This window comes from Paenibacillus sp. FSL M7-0656 (genome assembly GCF_038003225.1).
Lineage (GTDB): Bacteria > Bacillota > Bacilli > Paenibacillales > Paenibacillaceae > Paenibacillus > Paenibacillus amylolyticus.
Map to the genome: position 1 here is coordinate 3,693,650 of NZ_JBBOOT010000001.1, position 17,993 is coordinate 3,711,642.

General features: G+C 46.7%; 18 protein-coding genes. 1 reads left to right on the plus strand and 17 read right to left on the minus strand.

The window, feature by feature from the left end; translation table 11 throughout:
* Window positions 1-94: 94 nt before the first annotated feature.
* The 16 genes from MHI01_RS16250 to MHI01_RS16325 all read right to left on the minus strand — a co-directional run bounded on the left by MHI01_RS16250 (window position 95) and on the right by MHI01_RS16325 (window position 15,860).
* The gene (locus MHI01_RS16250; protein WP_340031737.1) at window positions 95-2,182 is read right to left on the minus strand and encodes a methyl-accepting chemotaxis protein; all 2,088 of its coding nucleotides are present in this window, start codon (window positions 2,180-2,182) and stop codon (window positions 95-97) included.
* Window positions 2,183-2,355: 173 nt separating this feature from the next.
* Complete coding sequence (locus MHI01_RS16255) at window positions 2,356-3,414, minus strand: EAL domain-containing protein (protein WP_076253863.1); 1,059 nt, start codon at window positions 3,412-3,414, stop codon at window positions 2,356-2,358.
* A gap of 212 nt (window positions 3,415-3,626) precedes the next feature.
* The gene (locus MHI01_RS16260; RefSeq protein WP_445744901.1) at window positions 3,627-5,900 is read right to left on the minus strand and encodes a bifunctional 2',3'-cyclic-nucleotide 2'-phosphodiesterase/3'-nucleotidase; all 2,274 of its coding nucleotides are present in this window, start codon (window positions 5,898-5,900) and stop codon (window positions 3,627-3,629) included.
* 477 nt (window positions 5,901-6,377) lie between these two features.
* Entirely contained in the window at window positions 6,378-6,794 is a 417-nt protein-coding gene (locus MHI01_RS16265) for a pyridoxamine 5'-phosphate oxidase family protein (protein ID WP_017690978.1), read from the minus strand.
* Window positions 6,795-7,252: 458 nt separating this feature from the next.
* Window positions 7,253-7,711 (minus strand): NUDIX domain-containing protein, encoded by a 459-nt coding sequence (locus MHI01_RS16270; protein WP_340983624.1) that lies wholly within the window; start codon window positions 7,709-7,711, stop codon window positions 7,253-7,255.
* A gap of 86 nt (window positions 7,712-7,797) precedes the next feature.
* Window positions 7,798-8,571, minus strand: a complete 774-nt coding sequence (locus MHI01_RS16275; protein ID WP_340983625.1) for a LamB/YcsF family protein — start codon at window positions 8,569-8,571, stop codon at window positions 7,798-7,800.
* A complete protein-coding gene (locus tag MHI01_RS16280) occupies window positions 8,571-9,602 on the minus strand; it encodes a 5-oxoprolinase subunit C family protein (RefSeq protein WP_340983627.1) in 1,032 nt (343 codons plus the stop codon). The genes MHI01_RS16275 and MHI01_RS16280 overlap by 1 nt, the downstream gene beginning before the upstream one ends.
* On the minus strand, window positions 9,599-10,315 hold the full coding sequence (pxpB, locus tag MHI01_RS16285) for a 5-oxoprolinase subunit PxpB (RefSeq protein ID WP_315372434.1): 717 nt from the start codon (window positions 10,313-10,315) through the stop codon (window positions 9,599-9,601). Before pxpB ends, MHI01_RS16280 begins: the two co-directional genes overlap by 4 nt.
* 37 nt (window positions 10,316-10,352) lie before the next feature.
* Entirely contained in the window at window positions 10,353-11,186 is an 834-nt protein-coding gene (locus tag MHI01_RS16290) for a DUF2785 domain-containing protein (protein WP_340983628.1), read from the minus strand.
* A 3-nt stretch (window positions 11,187-11,189) separates the two neighbouring features.
* Window positions 11,190-11,780: a histidine phosphatase family protein gene (locus MHI01_RS16295; protein ID WP_036616758.1), complete on the minus strand. Its 591-nt coding sequence runs from the start codon at window positions 11,778-11,780 to the stop codon at window positions 11,190-11,192.
* The gene (locus MHI01_RS16300) at window positions 11,777-12,367 is read right to left on the minus strand and encodes a DUF1572 family protein (protein ID WP_340983629.1); all 591 of its coding nucleotides are present in this window, start codon (window positions 12,365-12,367) and stop codon (window positions 11,777-11,779) included. Before MHI01_RS16300 ends, MHI01_RS16295 begins: the two co-directional genes overlap by 4 nt.
* A 69-nt stretch (window positions 12,368-12,436) precedes the next feature.
* Window positions 12,437-12,766, minus strand: a complete 330-nt coding sequence (locus tag MHI01_RS16305) for a DUF952 domain-containing protein (RefSeq protein WP_339190107.1) — start codon at window positions 12,764-12,766, stop codon at window positions 12,437-12,439.
* Window positions 12,767-12,817: 51 nt separating this feature from the next.
* Window positions 12,818-13,375 (minus strand): GNAT family N-acetyltransferase, encoded by a 558-nt coding sequence (locus MHI01_RS16310; RefSeq protein ID WP_340983630.1) that lies wholly within the window; start codon window positions 13,373-13,375, stop codon window positions 12,818-12,820.
* A 28-nt stretch (window positions 13,376-13,403) separates the two neighbouring features.
* Window positions 13,404-13,811 (minus strand): ribosomal maturation YjgA family protein, encoded by a 408-nt coding sequence (locus MHI01_RS16315; protein WP_315372439.1) that lies wholly within the window; start codon window positions 13,809-13,811, stop codon window positions 13,404-13,406.
* 4 nt (window positions 13,812-13,815) lie between these two features.
* Window positions 13,816-14,367: a GrpB family protein gene (locus tag MHI01_RS16320; protein ID WP_340983631.1), complete on the minus strand. Its 552-nt coding sequence runs from the start codon at window positions 14,365-14,367 to the stop codon at window positions 13,816-13,818.
* Between the two features lie 386 nt (window positions 14,368-14,753).
* Window positions 14,754-15,860 (minus strand): Ig-like domain-containing protein, encoded by a 1,107-nt coding sequence (locus MHI01_RS16325; protein ID WP_340983632.1) that lies wholly within the window; start codon window positions 15,858-15,860, stop codon window positions 14,754-14,756.
* 181 nt (window positions 15,861-16,041) lie between these two features.
* Between MHI01_RS16325 and MHI01_RS16330 the strand changes: the two genes are divergently transcribed.
* Window positions 16,042-16,245, plus strand: coding sequence for a hypothetical protein (locus MHI01_RS16330; RefSeq protein WP_076253873.1), 204 nt, complete (start codon window positions 16,042-16,044; stop codon window positions 16,243-16,245).
* Between the two features lie 223 nt (window positions 16,246-16,468).
* Here MHI01_RS16330 and serS read toward each other — a convergent pair whose 3' ends face one another.
* The gene (gene serS / locus MHI01_RS16335) at window positions 16,469-17,767 is read right to left on the minus strand and encodes a serine--tRNA ligase (RefSeq protein ID WP_340984866.1); all 1,299 of its coding nucleotides are present in this window, start codon (window positions 17,765-17,767) and stop codon (window positions 16,469-16,471) included.
* Window positions 17,768-17,993: the final 226 nt, after the last annotated feature.

The window sequence follows — 17,993 nt, forward strand, 5'->3', positions numbered from 1 at the left end:
GATATATTTATACAGGGCAACAGGAATATTGTCTATCTTTATTTTCTTTTAATATAAAATGTGTGGTAAGTTATGGTGTTCCTAATTTTAGAATTTATTCTTTACCCTTATCCTTCGGTGTATCCTCCACCATCTTGAACATGCCAAGCAGTCCTTGTAATTGTTCTGCCATGCTATTCAGATGTGCCGAGGATGATGCAATCTCTTCTACCGATGCCAGTTGTTCTTGCGAAGATGCCGACACGGATTCTGTATTCGCAGCCGATTCCTGGGTCACATTCGAAATATCACTCATCGCCTTGGCAACGTGGGATGCACCGCTCTCCAGTTGCTTCGTTGTTGCGGACAAGTCATCCAATGTATGAACAGCATCTTCCACCGCCTCCCGAATCTGAGCAAAGGATTGTCCTGACGTATTCACGGCCTGAATTCCTTCTCCTACCCGGGTCTGAGCCGCATTCATAGCGATTAGAGCGGCATCCATGTCCTGACGGATATTATGAACCACCTCACCGATCTGCGCTGCCGAACTTCCGGATTCTTCTGCCAGTTTGCGTACCTCACCAGCTACAACTGCAAACCCACGACCCGCATCCCCCGCTCTTGCTGCTTCAATAGAAGCATTTAATGCGAGCAAGTTAGTTTGCTTGGAGATGGATGCAATAACATCAACCATGCTACCAATCTCAACGGAACGGGCATTCAGAGATTGAACCACCGTTCCCAGCTGCTCCACCGTTTCCTGGATACTGTTCATCTGCTCCACAGCCTGTCCTGCTGCCTCATTCCCAGATGAAGCCGCTCCGGACGTATGCCGCATATTTGCCGTAATCGATTGTACACGCTCCGACATCATTCGAACATCTTCTGCCATTCGGCTCATCTGTCCCGATCCGTCTTTCACGCTGTTTACCTGCTGCTCTGCACCTTCAGCCAGTTCCTGAATGGCCAGTGTTGAATGTTCAATCGCTTTGGTAGTTTGTTCTGCACTGGCAGACAACTCTTGAGAAGAAGCAGATACCTGCTCTGTCGTTTCCTGTACGCCCAGAATCATCATCCGCAGGTTATCGACCATACGTTCAAAATACTTCGCCAGTTCTCCGACTTCATCTTTACGCCCTGTTTCCATTTTCACGGTCAAGTCACCTTTACTCACGGCTCTGGCAGATTCCTGCAGTCGTTTAATTGGACGCAGCATGGAGCGTGTAAACCATATAATAAAGAGGAGTGTAAGGAACGTAGCCGCCAGAATAACAATAAATGTGGCCATGCGAATATCCTTACTTGCATTAGTTACTTCACTCTTGAGCATCGTGCCGGCAATTTTCCAGCCTGTTGCTTCATTTGTTGAAAAAATCATCATCTTCGGCTGATCGTTGAACACGTAATCGAATTGACCTTCTGGACCTTCATACATCTCATCCAGCAAGCCACTCGTTTCCGGCGTACCTGCATCTGCTACAGGGGATACGACATAGTTTTTGTTTGCATCCATAATAATGACGTAGCCTTCTTTGCCCACCTTAATGGATGTCTGCTCTTGCAGGTCTGTCAGGTCCAGAGATAACCCGATGACACCGGATTGATCCTTTAATGTTTTGGAGATAAACACAACGGCAACACCATCGGTATTAACAGACACCGCTGATACAACAGCTGTACCTGGTTTTTCCATCGCTAGTTTGTACCATTCCCGCTCCCTAGGATCATAAGCATCTCCCCGTGTGCTGCTCGCTGTTGGTTTACCTCGAACCATAACTCCGTCTGTTGTTCCTACAAAAATGTTCATGGCATCGGGATGCAAGCCCAGATATTGCTCCAGCTTCAACTGAAGCTCGGGACTATCGTTCTCCCCTTTGATCAGGCTCGGATCAAGAGCATCCGCGAAATAGTTAATGTCATGAATCTTGTAATTCACTTGGCTTTCTACAATGGTATTGGCAGTGCTCACACTTTGCATGGCACTATCCACTAATTGTCCTTGTACGCCATCTTCAGCCATCGTTAGTGTGATTAAGCCGACTGCCAAGCTTGGCAGGAGTAGAACGGCCAGGAAGGAGACCAATAGTTTGTTCCTTATATTCCAGACAAAACCTTTCTTTTTCTTCTTTTTATTTTGACTATGTTTTGGTTTGGTAGGTTTCGCTGCTTTCATTGGTTTATTATCCTGAGTTTCACTCATGTCTTTCTCCCCCTCAAAATGTAAAAATGCCCTCTTTCTTTGTATGTATGGATCAATCTAAAAGGCTTATCTTATATATCGGCTAAATGAGGGTATTTATTTGAGAGAAAAATGTGCAGGCACGCCAAACAAGCCACCTCTGATCAGAAGCGACTTGTACAAGGTACAGGTTACTAATTATTCCATGAATTAGATGAAGTATTAGAGTAAGGACCGCCTGGGGGTTGCGCAGAGGGTTTACCAAAATAGTAGCCCTGTGCAAGCTCAATACCTATGGAACGACAGAATTCAAACTCTTCCATTCGTTCGATCCCCTCGGCAAGGACTTGCCCTCCAAATCGACTCGACATCTCAACAATATGAAGAATTTTCTCTTGTTTGGTCGAATCCTGATCACAACGATCAATAAGACTTCGATCTATTTTGACAAAATCCGGTTCTAACCGATTCATCAACTCTATTGTCGAATATCCGGCACCCACATCATCCAGTGCAACCGACATTCCACGGGAACGATATACCTCAAAGATTTGCTGCAAGATAGGCATATGCTGAATCTGCTCTGTTTCCACGACTTCAAACACAAAATCTTTGGGGTCCAGCGAAAGGCGTTCAATCGCTTCAAACGTATGTGTCAGACAATATTCGGGATTGTATATGGAGGAAGGCAGGAAATTTACGAAGCGTTTGACACCATGCGGCAAAAAAAGGGCACTGGTCTCAATAGCAGTAATACGCGCCAATCGATCCAGAAAAGAATGTAGTCCGGTCTCACGCGCAACTTCAAATAATTCATAGGAACTGAAGGATTTTCCATTCTCCGCAGGACGAAGCAAAAACTCATATCCGATAATCTGCTCCGATGCATCAACGATGGGTTGCATATGACTGCTGAATTGATGCTCCAGAATAATGGAAACAAGCTCCGCATGTTTGAAACGGGACTCCTGCATGGTTAGACTAATCCAGCTTTCTTCATTAGCCTGTTCGTAAATAGGCATAATCTGAACGGTTAGGGAATCACGTAATGTCGGATCAATTTCGCCGATCTCTTTTATTAAATTTTGAACCGTCTCAAGATTCGAAAAATCCATCCACATCATGTCATCCGACGTCTCGATAAGTCTTCCCGGCGTTTGTAGCGCTTCCAGCAAAGCGGGGGAAATGGGACGCAAGTACAAGGTACCTTGGCCCTCTATAGGATAGATTGGACTGCAGCCACTGCAATTCATGTAGGACCCCCCTTGCCAATTTAGATTCCATGTCCATTAATGTTCACTTGTATATACCCAAAGTTTGTAAATATTATATCATGGGTCTTAAAATTAATCTCTACTGTTTTGATGACTTCCTGTATGACGGTTCTTGGAACAAATATATTCAAATTTGCAGAAAAAAAGACCGACAGTCTGATGACTGTCGGTCTCCCTCAACTTATTAAACTTTAAGAAGCGGGAATCACGATTTTCTGTCCAACTTTCAGGTTATGCACATTTGAGATTTGGTTAGCTGTCGCAAGCTTGCGCCAGTCTACACCATATTTCAAACCTATGCGGTACAAGTTATCGCCTTTTTTCACCACATATACCACTTTGCCGCCCGCTGGTTTCTCAGGCTGTGGCTTGGTCGTTGGTTTGGTTGGAGTAGTCGGCTCCATAGGTTTAGTTGGCTTTGTAGGCGTAGGAGCAGGCTCCGTACCTGGTTTCGGAGTTGTTGTTGCTTCTCCAGTCAATTTCATGCCGTATTCAGCAAAACCATCATCATTTGTACCAATGAAAGACATCGCCGGGTTTGCTTCAACCAGATCTTTTGCATCCGGGGAAGAAGCAAACACAACTTCAAGATCGTTCAGCGCTGCTGCGGTTAACCCAGCAGATGGCTTAATTGGTGCCAGGGACCAGTTGCCGTCCGCTGCCGGATTAATCGTTTTATTCTCACGGATGTAGTCGATGATCACTTGACGGTTCTCATCCGGTGCAGCCAGAACGATACGTTTACCGTCCGGGTTAGCCAGCTTGGACGAAGAAGCACGGTAGTTATTCGTCGCTACGATGAATTTTTGCGCTGGGTCAATCGGTTTACCGTTAAAGCTCAGATCCTTGATCCGGCTTGCCGATGCATTTACAACGGTTGCTTTGCCGTCATACTTGGCTGGTTGTGTCACATCAATCTGATACGTTACACCATCGATAACATCGAAGTTGTACGTTGGGAAGTCATTGTTGATCAGTTGTTGTTGTCCACCTTTAGCCGGGTCGATCTGGTTGAACTGGCCTGCAGACCATTCCAGCCATTCTTTCAGTTCTGCGCCGTTAACCATTACAGCATGTACCGTATTTGGATACACGTACAGGTCAGCAACGTTTTTGATGGCAATGGTGCCTTTAGGAATATTCGTGTAATACGAAGCGCCTGAACGTCCACCGGCTTTGAACGGTGCACCTGCGGACAATACAGGGATTTTCTCATATTCCGTACCTTGCATATGTTTTTCGACATACCATTTCTGTGCATTCGTTACGATCTGAATGGATGGATCATCCTGAACCAGAGCGAAGAAGCTGTTGATGGGTGCAGTCGTTTCGCCCACCGGACCACGAACATACTCCAATGTACCTTCATGCTCTTCATGAACCGCATCAATGATATCCTGATCAGCCTCTACCAGTGGTTTTTTGTTGGCTGTGTCATAGATTGGGCGTGCTTCCGTTTTGGAATCGACCACTTTCCATTTGCCATCCACTTGTTCTAGATCCAGATCAATAATCCCCAGGTGATCCCCCCAGAATCCTGGCTCTACAGCAGGAACGCCGTTAATGGTGCCCTTCTCCAGGTCTACCCCTTTTTTGCCGGCAAAATCAGCACTTGGGAACACTTTGTGGGCATGTCCAAACAGAATAGCATTAATGCCTTCAACTTGGCTCAGATACAGAACGGAGTTCTCCATCAGATCCGTTTGAGGAATTTCCTCAAATCCGGAGTGAGGAATAGCTACAATAATGTCGGCACCTTTGGCTTTCATTTCAGGAATGAATTTTTTCGCGGTAGCAATAATGTCTTTGGCGATTACTTTACCTTCAAGATTAGCGCTGTCCCATTGCATGATTTGTGGCGGTACAAATCCGATCACACCTACTTTGATCGTATGTTCTTTGCCAGTCTCATCCGTTACTTTTTTATCCAAAATCTCATACGGTGTGAAATAGTTCTTGTCATTTGTCTCATCATCATCACCATCGTCTACATAAACATTGGCATTAATGTAAGGGAAGTTCGCTCCCTCCAGCGTCATGTCCAGGAAGTCCAGACCATAGTTGAACTCATGGTTACCGATGTTACCTGCATCATAATCGAGCAGATTCATCGCTTTATATACAGGGTGAGTCTCACCCTTTTTCAGTGGATCAATTTTGGCAGTGTAGTCTCCCAGCGGATTCCCCTGAATTAGATCCCCGTTATCAAACAGCAGGCTGTTCTTCGCTTCGTCACGGGCTTTCTTAATCAGTGTTGCTGTTTTAGCGAGTCCATATTGGTCTGTCTCTTTGTCGGAATAATAATCATAGTTAACCAGATTGGTATGAATGTCTGTGGTCTCCATGATCCGCAGTTTAACTTTGGCAGCATCCGCAGCCGACACAGGTACCGGAAATACCGCAAGCACGTTTAATGCAACCAAAGCGGCAGTCAGGCTTGATAATACTTTTTTTCTCATTTTCAAAATAACCCCTCCCGGTTATGTACATTGAATCATGTATTAATGGGCAAACGAAGAGCGCAGAAAAAAGATAGATTTCATGGGTTGTGCGTACTGACGCTCTGATGACATGCATCGGAATTTCAGGTAAGTTTATCTCACATGAACATCTATTTATGTCTGTGCTTGTCGTTTACATTCCAAATCATAACGCAATGTTCAGTCATTGAAAAGCATTATTTTTTACATTACCCGCACATACCTAGGTAAGTTTACATTATCATGCGTGATTTCGACATTTTTTTCAACATTTTAGTAGGTATTTAGTGCTTATTATCTTTAAAATACGTATATTACATGTGCCTTACATGTATATCCAATTCAGCGTTATTCATCCATACCAAAAACCGTGAAACCTTAATGGCTTTCACGGTTGGATTAAACTCTGCGCGTATTTTCGCATAAGGACGCTACTTTGCAGAGGTTATGTTCATATTCGGATTATTGTTCCCACACATGATGTTCATGATCTTTCCCTGTATATTCGATACGAGCCGGGGTGATGTCCAGAATGACATAGTTCGGATCATTAGGTCCATCGAACCACGCCTTCAGTTCATCGTTCCACACTTGCTCACGCAAGCCTTCGTTCTTTGTCACTTCACAGGTTCCTTCAATCTCAACTACTTCCTTGGAACCACCAGCCTCATAACCTAGTAGCAGGCTAACATTCGGATTATTCTCCAGTTCCTCTACTTTGTGTGTACGGCGGTTCGTTGCCAGATGAATGTTCAGTCCATCGTTGAAAAGCGCCATATAGCGGGATTTCGGTTTACCATTCTCCACAGTGGAGAAACTGCAAAAAGGGTTGTTTTCCAATGCTTTTACAATGTTTTGTTCCAATTCAGTCTGGTTCATGGGAAGTGCTCCTTTCGGTTTGGGGGAATGTTGGAAGGACTATGTAGGCCGTTGCGGGTACGGATCGTTCTTTGGATCGCTGTTATCCCCGGATTTTTTTGATTCCCTTTTCTCAAAGGGAAAATCCGGGGATAAAGGCGAACGCTTTGCTTCCTCAGAATCGATTCCGTCCCCTCCACTACGTCTACTGTTCTCCCAATTTGAGGAGTGGGTAAGCTAAAGTTCAAACAGAAACCTGTACTTAACTTTGCAGGTTTCATTTCTTTAGGTTTTATCCGCTCCGTTGCTGTGTATAAGTACAGTCAACTTACGTTAGGTGTAATAAGCCTGTACTTATAGTGTACCCACCTCACCTATGGTGAATCCATGAACCGATACGCTAACGTGACAAAATTGGAAAAGTTCTTTATAAAAATGTTTACATAAAGGGGTTAGCACGATATTTCTTCATGGTTAATTTAATTCAGATCTCCAAGATAGATTGAAGAAGAGCCTGATTTAAGAAGCAATTCGCCAATTGTTTTTGGATATAAACGAATGTTGGACAGGTCTTCAAGTGCAATCCATTCCACGGCGACTTGGTGGTCATCTGGATTGGAGCCTTCAAAAACGGTTGCCTCCGGATCGATCAGGCTGCACGCAAAATAAAATTCAACCTGATGGATATCTGCATCCCACTCGGCGAATTCATGATTTTTTCCGATATACTCCCGGATATGTAACAGCTCTCCCACATTCACGGCCTGACCAATCTCCTCCAGACATTCACGTGCGACCGCCTCCTTGAGTTCTTCACCTTTCTCCTGTCCTCCACCTGGGAACACATAAGCGGTACCATATTGGTCTTCCAGCCGGATGACCAGCAATCGTCCATCCTGTACAATGACAGCTTTCGCCGAGTTGCGTATGGGTTTCATTCTGTTGATCCACTCCTTGTCATTCTAAAATTTCAAAGTTCAATATGAACAACCTGATACTACTATTGTTCTGCTGAACATTCGTATCATCCCGTGGTATGCGCGGATAACTTAATGCCTTCCGATTCCAACACACGACGAATCTCTTGAGCAAATGCGAGAGCATATGCTCCGTCACCATGGATACAGACCGTCTCTGCCTTAATGGGAACCAACGTACCATCCGTGGATACAACGACTTCGTCTTTCACCATCCGAAACACTTGAGCAATCGCTTTTCCCGATTCTTCAATGAGGGCTCCAGCTTGGCTGCGAGGAGTTAACTTTCCGTCCGTCCCATAGGTTCGATCCGCAAACACTTCGCTCACACTACGCAGACCGATGCGATCCGCGGCATGAATCAGCTCACTGCCCGCCAGACCATACAGATACAGTTCAGGCTGTACTTGATAGATCGCCTCGGTGATGGCTTCAGCAAGCTTCGCATCTTCTGCGGCCATATTGTATAAGGCACCATGTGGTTTTACGTGATGCATTCGCCCTCCGCTTGCCCGGACAAAGGCATCCAGCGCACCAATCTGATACACCACCATGTCATATGCTTCCCGTGGCGTAATGTCCATACGTCTTCTGCCAAACCCTTGCAAATCCGGCAACCCGGGGTGGGCTCCAATTGCCACCTGATGCTCCAATGCCCTCTCTACCGTCAGCCGCATTGTAGCCGGGTCTCCTGCATGAAACCCGCAGGCAATATTGGCTGATGTAATCAAGGGTAGAATGGACTCATCGGATAGCGTGCGATATATACCATAACTTTCGCCCAGATCACAATTGATATCCAAGGTTTTCGAGGTATTCATTAAGCGCCCCCCATTCCTGCCATTCTCCTGCGTATCAGTTTATCGATGAGCTGCATGTTGCGTTCCTGTTCCATGTACAACTGACGGGCTTGATCATGCGTAACCTTTTTAAAAGAAATTCGGGTTCCTGGCCTAGTCTGAGCCAGGATTGGCATATCCACCCGAGCTACCTGTGCAATGACAGGATAACCTCCGATCGTCTGATGGTCTGCCATCAAGATGATGGGCTGTCCATCCGGTGGCACCTGCACCGTGCCATAGGTAACGGCTTCAGACAGCCGATCCAGGGGCTGATCCAGCTCCAGTCTGGAGCCTTGCAAGCGATAGCCCATCCGATCGGATTGTGAAGAGATCACGTATTTTTCGGCATAGAATTGTCCCAGACTTTCTTGGCTGAACAGCGAACTATCCTTGCTCTCCATCACACGAATAACAGGTTGCCCATAATAGTCAGGTCTTTCACGTTCAGATAAAAGCCACGCAGGCGCCAATATTCGGTGGTCCCGCTCACTCTGCTTTACCTGCTGCTCCATACGCTGCATCCAACCTTGCGCTTCACCAGAAGGTTCACCTATGGATAACAGATCCCCCACGCGCAAGGCTCGGCCCTCCACACCACCAAGACCTGTCTTGAGGTCTGTACTTCGACTGCCCATCACTTCAGGCACAGCTATTCCACCCGCAATCGCCAGATATCCACGCAAGCCATGACGACAGTGGCCAAACTTCAGTACACTTCCAGCCCGCACCAGCACCGGACGCCACAAGGGTACAGGCAGATGATCCACCGTTGCCGTCAAATCAGCTCCACATAATGAGACTAGCTGGCTCTCCCGAAATCGAAGCTCTGGCCCCGTCATCGTCATCTCCAGCACTGCCGCATGTCGGGAGTTGCCCACAAGCATATTGGCTGCTCTGGCTGCAAAGGTGTCCATGACTCCCCCAGGATGAATACCATACCGGCGATAACCGGTTCTGCCTTCATCCTGAACGGTAGATAACAGGCCAGGGCGAATCACTTCAATACTCATCGTTCGCCCTCCTTCTGCTTCAACGCCAGATACTCCTGCATCGTAATCTGTTCAAATCGAACCCGATCACCTGCTGCCAGCAAACTCGGCACGTTCTCTTCCGGCCGAAACAACCGGAGTGGCGTTTGTCCAATACATTGCCATCCTCCGGGTGTGTCCACCGGATAGATTCCCGTCTGTTTGCCACCGATACCTACTGTGCCCGCCTCAACCCGAAGCCTTGGCGTTGCCCGTCTGGGCGTAGCAATCTGTTCAGACAACCCGCCGAGATACGGAAAACCCGGTGCAAATCCAATCATATGTACGAGATACTCCCCGGATGTATGAATCGCAATAACGTCCTCTGCGGTCAGTCCATGTTCACTGGCAACATAGTCCAGATCAGGGCCCCACTCACCACCATAACATACGGGAATCGTGACCGTTCTGGGTTTGTATTGTACGGATTCCTTCATTTGATTCAACTGCTGAAGCAGAATCTTGCTTAACTGAGGGTAAGAGGAGATGAACGGATCATAAAATACTGTAACGGACGTATATGAAGGCACCCATTCGATCATGGCCGGCAGAGTGCTTTTTTCCAGCAAAGCACATACAGACATCACTCTGCGCTGCACAGGGTCAGACAATTGATCTCCACACTGGATGATAACCGCTGTCTCACCCAGCGGAGATAAGATCTCTTCCGTCCATGAATACGGCTGTTTGGTCATGCGCCATCTCCCCTTTTTCCAAACGTTTAGCGTATCGTTATTTATCTCTCTCCAATGCCTGCAATACCAGTGAACAAACTGCCGGAAACGGCTCATCTTCTTCTGTACGTATCGCAAGATACAGTGTCTGCAAAAACAGACGCACATTCAGGTTCCTATGACTGGTTTCCAGAAGTGATCTGTTCACCGCCTGGTCTCCTTGATGAAGGGAATCGATCCACGTCGTAATATCCTTTGGCTCCAACAGATTGCGACGCAGAATGGTAATCACAGCATGCGCTATTCGCTGATCTTCATCATGGATGTAAACCACACTTGATTCCGTTATTTTTACAGCGAGTGCATGCAGAAGTTCCAGCAGATCCGTTCGCTCCAGATATGGTGATTGTGCCAAGTCTTCAACCGCATCCGCCGCGTGTGCAGGGGCATGCGCCCAGCCCTTGTTATCGGCGTAGCCGCGAACATCTTTTTCACGTTCCAGATATGTAGTCAACCGATGATGAATCCCTGCGATATCCTCTTTGTCCAGGAAAGGACGCTGACGATCCACATTCAGAATGGGAGGCAGTAACAATACGGAGAACGTCCGCGTAAACACACTATCCGTCCCCTGCTCTCCGATCCCATAGAACAGGTGCTGATCGTCCAGCGCCAACTGCAACATATGCCTTAGCTGATCTTCCGAAAATACACCCTGTCCAATCCATGTTGCAAACGCAACATAGATCAATTCATCCCGCAGGACAGGATCAGTACTACCAATATGCTTCATCATATGCAGTGCCAATTCGTAAGGCTGTTCCTCGTGATCAATGGAATGATTAGACGACTGAATATGCTGTAATTTTTGTTTTAACGTCAGAGCATCCATCTATTAAGACTCCCTGGACGAATCCAAATGTACGCTGCAATTGTACAGTTCGCATTGCCACACATTCTCATTCTTGGCGATCCGGGTAATGGATGTGTTGGACAGCTTCACACTGATATCCAGTTCAGGCACCAGACCTCGCAGTGTATTCCGCAGAACGGCTCCGTGACTGACAACGATCACTCTTCCATCGGGGTGCTGCTGTACAATATCTTCAAGCACCGCACTGCCTCGAACAGTCCCTGCATCTGCAAGCTCCCGTCCAAGATCCAGAGTACTCCAATCCGCTCCCCACTTGGCTAACCGTTCCTCTTCCGTCGTTCCTTCGACCTGTCCTCCGCCCATCTCGCGAAGTCTAGGGTCCAGATGAATCTCCTGAATGCCCAAGCGATCACCAATGATGCGAGCTGTCTCACTTGCACGTTCCAAGTCACTTGCATAGATGGCATCCCAGGATTCGTCGGCCAGTCTCGCGGCAAGTAATACCGCCTGTTCCCTGCCTTCCTGATCCAGCGGATTATCCGTCTGTCCCTGCGAACGTTTTTCCTTATTCCACGCTGTACTTCCATGGCGAATCAATGCAATTTGAGTCATTGTTGTTCCTCACCTTTTTCTATATGAAGTTCATCTTCTGTAAAATGTTTGCGTGCCTTCGGTTTGGCAAATTTGCCGCCGTTATATTGATCTGACCCATTTCTCGGAATCGAGAGACTGTCCCAAGCTGTTTCTTTAAGCATTTTCGCGGCAAATACAATCTGCCCAACATGATACGGATAATGCGCCAATTGCCGAATAATGGCCTCCATGACGGTATGACCTTCATTCCGAATATATATGATATGAGACAATTGTTCCGGGGTAAATGAACGAATGGATTCGAGTAGACAATTCCAGCCTTCTTCCCATTTGGAGAGCAACTCTTCCCGGGAAGAAATATCATTCACGAATTCGGCGTCCCGTTCACGCCACGGTTTCTCACCATCTGTTGTCAGTACATCCGTCCAACGGGACAGCATATTGCCCCATAGATGTTTTACGATTACCGCAATGCTGTTCGCGTCTTCATTCCAAGATTGAAACAATTGCTCGGACTCCAGTTGCGCCATGGCTTTTTCCCCGAGCTGCTTGTAATACAAGAATTGCTTCTCCACTGTCTCCAGAAAAACCTGATTCATATCCATCCGTTAACCACCCTTCGGAAAAGTAATATGACCCCTGATCACGTTCAGAAAGATACGTCACATGTTATTTTATTCAGGAAATGAGAATGTACCGTCTGCATTCGGTTCTAATGGAATGACTTTGCGAACCGCATCCAGATTGAGCTCACCATAGATATGTGGATATAGTTCATTCAATTCGTAGAGATCCTCATACACCAGTTCCGGCTTCAACGCCTTCTCATCAATACTAAGTAATAACAGATCTGTACGGCCTGCATAATATTGCCCGGCTACCCATGGGATCTGTTCCTTAGTGGAACAATGAATGAATCCGTCTGTCTCCAGGCTATCTGGTGCATACTCAGTCCCTTTTGACACTTGCTCCCACAACGAACGGGAAATAATACTATAGATCATGGTTCCGCCTCCTTCAATTTCTGCGATGTACCCTATGTGTCATTGGAAGTATTATAGATCATCCCGGATACGGGAGTACAATTTTTGATCCGTAAATACACCTTTGATCTTCAACTGTTTGCGTAACAAACCTTCGTACGACATGCCCAGCTTCTCCATTACGCGTGCAGAGCCTATGTTGCCTGCATTACATTTCCCATCCAACCGATTGCAGTCCAATTCCTGAAAGCAATAATCCACGATGGGTTGCATCGCTTCTGCTGCGAGCCCCTTACCCCAGTGACTGCTGGCTATCGCGTACCCTAGTTCAGCACTCTGCATGGGTTCGTTGAGATGAAAAATGCCACCCCTCCCGATCAAGGTCCCTGTTTCCTTTAAAACAAAAGCCCAGATATGTACCGTTTTCTGTTCATAATTATCCAGCACCCGCTGAATATATTGAATTGAATCCTCCACCGTCTCATGGCAGTTCCACAAGCTTTGCTGACTCACTCGGGGATCAGAGGCAAATGCATAATATTCATCGAGATCATCCATCGCAAGGCGTCGCAGCTTTAACCGCTGTGTTTCGAATTCCGGCGATTCGGCAAAAAGTTTTTCTACATTCATTCAGCACACCTCCATGATTCACTTGAGTTCATGATCCAGCCATCTTATTTCTCAGGAAATAACGATCTATCATAACCATGCACAGAATACCGACCGTATATCGAATCAGATCGATCACCAGAAAACCATGTCCCAAAATAAGAGCACCTAATACGGTAAAGCGTATCTCAATCAGCCAAGGCGTCTGAATCAACTGCGAGAACTCAATCGTCCAGCTGAATACACAGCTCAAACACATCGCCCATACAAGGCTGCGATGAGGCCACACCATGCGTACTCCGAAATAAATCATGCCCGCCCAACATGCATCTCCGAAATGTTCATGCACCCAATCCGGCAATCGATTACCAAAGTGTCTGGATGCGAGTCCTGCCGCCATGGTCATCATGACTGCGAAGAAATAGATCAGCCTGTCTTTGATAAGTACGCTTTTCAATCAATCACACGCCTTCATCAAGCACTTGTAAAATAAATTGCGTTTTGGCAGCGGTATACGATTCCCTATCTTCCTTGTTCTCATCAGCAAGCTTTGTCTTCAGGACGGCGTAAGCTTCCACCAGATCTGGGCGTGTTCTCAGTACATCCCGAAACCGAATTTGACGATCCCAGCGTTCTTCTCCCGGGCGCATCAGATGAAGGTGTACAGCTCTCTTGCCATCCTTAACCCTGACCCAGAATCGTCTGTACTCCCGTCCATCCAGTTCAGGCGGAACGTAGTTCCAGCCCAACGGATTCAGCTGATCCGCAATCAGATCCATGTCATCCCATGACTGTACCTCTGCCATCAGATCAATAATGGGCTTGGCGGGTAACCCTGGAATGGACGTGCTTCCGATATGTTCGAATTGATGAATATTAAACTGCTCTAGAAGACGTTTGAGTTGGCCGATTTCATCCTGAGCCTGCGCATCCCAATTGGGGTTGGCCGGAGCAATCTCTACCGACTCTGTCGCCCAGGCAGGCCAATTTTCCGGTTGCATTGGATCTTTCATTCAGGTATCTCCTCTTCACCATGACATTTTAAATGGTAGCCTTCTCTGTATTTTTCATAGGTGCGTTGCTTCATGCGCTTAATCGTAGTACTCCGTTGAAATGTAAGTATGGAACTTAGGGATAGAAAAAGATATTTCAGGTAAGCCAGATCACTAGAGTTAGAGTCTGAGCTTATAATCGAAGCTTTCATATTCATCCCATCCAATCCCCTTATATAGTTGTTGAAGCAGAAGGCATTTCAGATACATATTTCTATATATCCAAAAAAGGAGCGTATGTCTACGCCCCTTGGTTGTCTGTTACCTTGATGATATTGATGATTTTAACGATGTCATGTACTGAAACTAATTTTTGGATCATGCAAGATGCTTTATTATATGAAGATTTATTTTACCGTAACAGGGATCGTCACTTTTTTGTTGCCCCATTTGGCCGTGATGGACGTTTTCCCTTTGCTTACAGCCACGATCTTGCCATTTGTTACTGTCGCTACGCCCGGCTTTGTGCTACTCCATACCGCGCTGTTCGTCACAACAGTGGTTTTACCCGTATCATACTGGGCCATCACACTCAACGTTGTACTTCCCTGTGGGGACAAAACCAGTTTTTTCTGGCCTGTAATCAGCTTTTTGAGCAAAGGTACAACGGTAACCTCTGCCTTTATTGTCTGATTTTGATAAGTTCCTGTCAAGGTGGCTTGTCCTTCTGTCAGTGTCTTAACGGCTCCATTTTTCACGATAGCTACATTTGTGTTGGAAGAGGTCCATATGATTTGTTTCGAAAGGTTGATCGTTTTGCCATTCGCGTAGGTGCCGATAACCTTCAACGCTTTGGACTTCTTGATATTCAGCTGCATAGTTGCAGGGGTAACCTCGACTTTGGTAATCTCGTCCGTCACAGCAACGGGGACTTTCACGATCGTTGTTCCATATTTGCCTTGCAGCAATACTCTGCCAGGTGTAACGCCTTTGATTTTACCGTTTTCCAGCACAGCCGAAGAAGTGGATACGGACCACACAATCTCAGATGTCACATCCTCTTCCTTACCATTCGCACGGGTAATGCTTACTTTCGGAAGGGTGCTTTCACTGCCTTTAACAAAACTGTAGGATTTCGGTGAAGCTTTGATGCTTTTGATCTTCTCCTGAACTTGGACAACCAACTGAGCTTTAGCCCCGTCTACCTGTGCAAAAATGGTTGCTTCGCCCGCGGCCACGGCCTTGACTTTACCTTTCACCATCGTCGCAACCGCTGCATTACTGGTGGACCAAGTCACGCCTTGGGTAACATCCTGCTTGTTATCAAAACCTTCTACCGTTGCCATCACCTGAAGCGCAGCTGTTTCGGAGACACTCATCTTCTGCGGGCTGCTATTGGTAATTTCAATCGATGTCACGTCACCGGTAGCCGCCAAAGCCAACGAAGGGACCAGTACGGTCAATGCAATCATTAGAGCAAGTGTGCCTCGAAGCGCCAGTTTGATTCTATTCATTTTTAATTTCCAACTCCCATAATCCAATATTTTACTTCTATTATATTATATCGGATACGAATTGCATAAAGTTGAATAACATAAGTGAGAGTCTTGGAACAATTCATGATTTTCATTGTATAATATGGGAAGGTCGCGTAATACTGTTTTAATAAACCTAAAAAATGGGGTGGGATATTGTATGATCGAAAAGAATTTGCTTGATATGGTTTCACCTAAAAATAACCGTAAACGTATGAAAGCTATCGTCACTTCGACATCCACCAAGATTCGTCCTGAAGACGAAATGGTTCTATTGATGAAAACAGCCCGCAATCGTTTCAAAAAAGCCCTTGAATCTGGACAAATTGAAATCATTAACGAGCGTGAATGGAAGCTGCGTTGACATTTAAGAAATAATTTTATTTACTTACATAAACGAAGAAATTTTAATCAAAGAAGCAAGCTATATCTGAGGTTCAAGCACTTACCGGATCAGTTCAGCACAACATAGTAGGAAATTGGCTCGTTAAATAGTGTTACCATTGAAAATGGGATGCCCATCGTCACATGCAACATGACGTTTGGAACATCCCCTTTTTGAATTACTAAAGTGTTACCTAACCTCTCTACTTCACTTCATCCTGCTCTGGCAAAATCAAGCTCTCGGCGCCGCCCATATATGGCCGCAGGGCTACCGGAATGCGAATGCTTCCATCCTCCTGCTGATGATTCTCAAGCAACGGAATCAGGATACGCGGCGATGCCACCGCCGTATTATTGAGCGTGTGACAATACGCCAACTTGCCTTCGGCATCGAGGCAACGAATATTTGATCGGCGAGCCTGAAAATCATGCAGATTCGACGACGAATGTGTTTCTCCATATGCACCGCGGCTTGGCATCCAGGTCTCGATGTCATACTGTTTGTACGTTTTCTGCGACATATCTCCGGTACATACAGCGACAACACGATACGGCAGTTCCAGTAATTGCAGCAATTCTTCGGCGTGTCCTGTAATCTCTTGCAACATGCGCTCCGATTCTTCCGCATCAGGAGCACAGAGAATGACCTGCTCAACTTTGGCAAATTGGTGCACACGGTATAATCCGCGTACATCCCGTCCGCCGGAGCCAACTTCACTGCGGAAACACGTCGATACCGCAGCCAGCTTCACAGGCTCTTGAACATCAACAATCTCATCCGCATAATACGAGACCAGCGGCACTTCAGAAGTTCCCACCAGCCACTTGTTCTCCCCTTCGAGTTCATAGACCTGATCTCGACCAGTTGGGAAGAATCCGGTGTTCACCAGTGCATCCTCCCTGACCATCAGCGGAACCTCCATCGGTGTGAAGCCGTGCTTCAGAAGCAAATCAAGCGCAAGTTGCTGTACTGCTCGATGTAATAACAGGCCAGCGCCTTTTAATACATAGCTTCGCGTACCGCCAATCTTAACTCCACGGGGAATATCGATGAGATCATGCAACTCCCCAAGTTCCACGTGATCTTTGGTGTTATACTCGAACGTTGGCACCTCTCCCACACGTCGTAGCTCTACATTGTCTACGTCCGACAAGCCATTGGGGGTATCCGGGGACACGATATTGGGTACCAGCCATTGTAGCTTGGTTACTTCCTCCTGCACAGGGGCGAGCCTCGCTTCCACCTGTTCCAACTGTTCATTGATCTGTTTCACCTGAGCCCGCAAACCCTCGGCCTGTTCCCGATTCCCGGCCTGCATGAGTCTGCCAATGTCCGCGGATAACGTATTGCGCAATCTGCGTCCTTCTTCCGATTCCTGCAAAAGTGCCCTGCGTTCCTCATCCCGCTCTAACAATGTGCGAATGTTGATCTTGATTTTTTTCGCGTCTGCCGCTGCCTGAACCTCTTCTGCATGTGCCCGAATCCATTTCATTTCTAACATGGTCACCGTCTCCTTTGGCTGTAAAAATACAAAGAGCGCCCTCATCCCTTGGGACGAGGAGCGCTCTGCTCGCGGTGCCACCCAACTTGCTGAATCAGGATATCCTGCTTCCAGCCTCTTGGTCCGCGATAACGGGCGGTTCCGGTTAACTTGGGGAAATATCGCTCCCCTGGCGAAAACGCCTCCGAGTTGGATGCTCTTCAACGGCATGGTCCGATCTGTAATT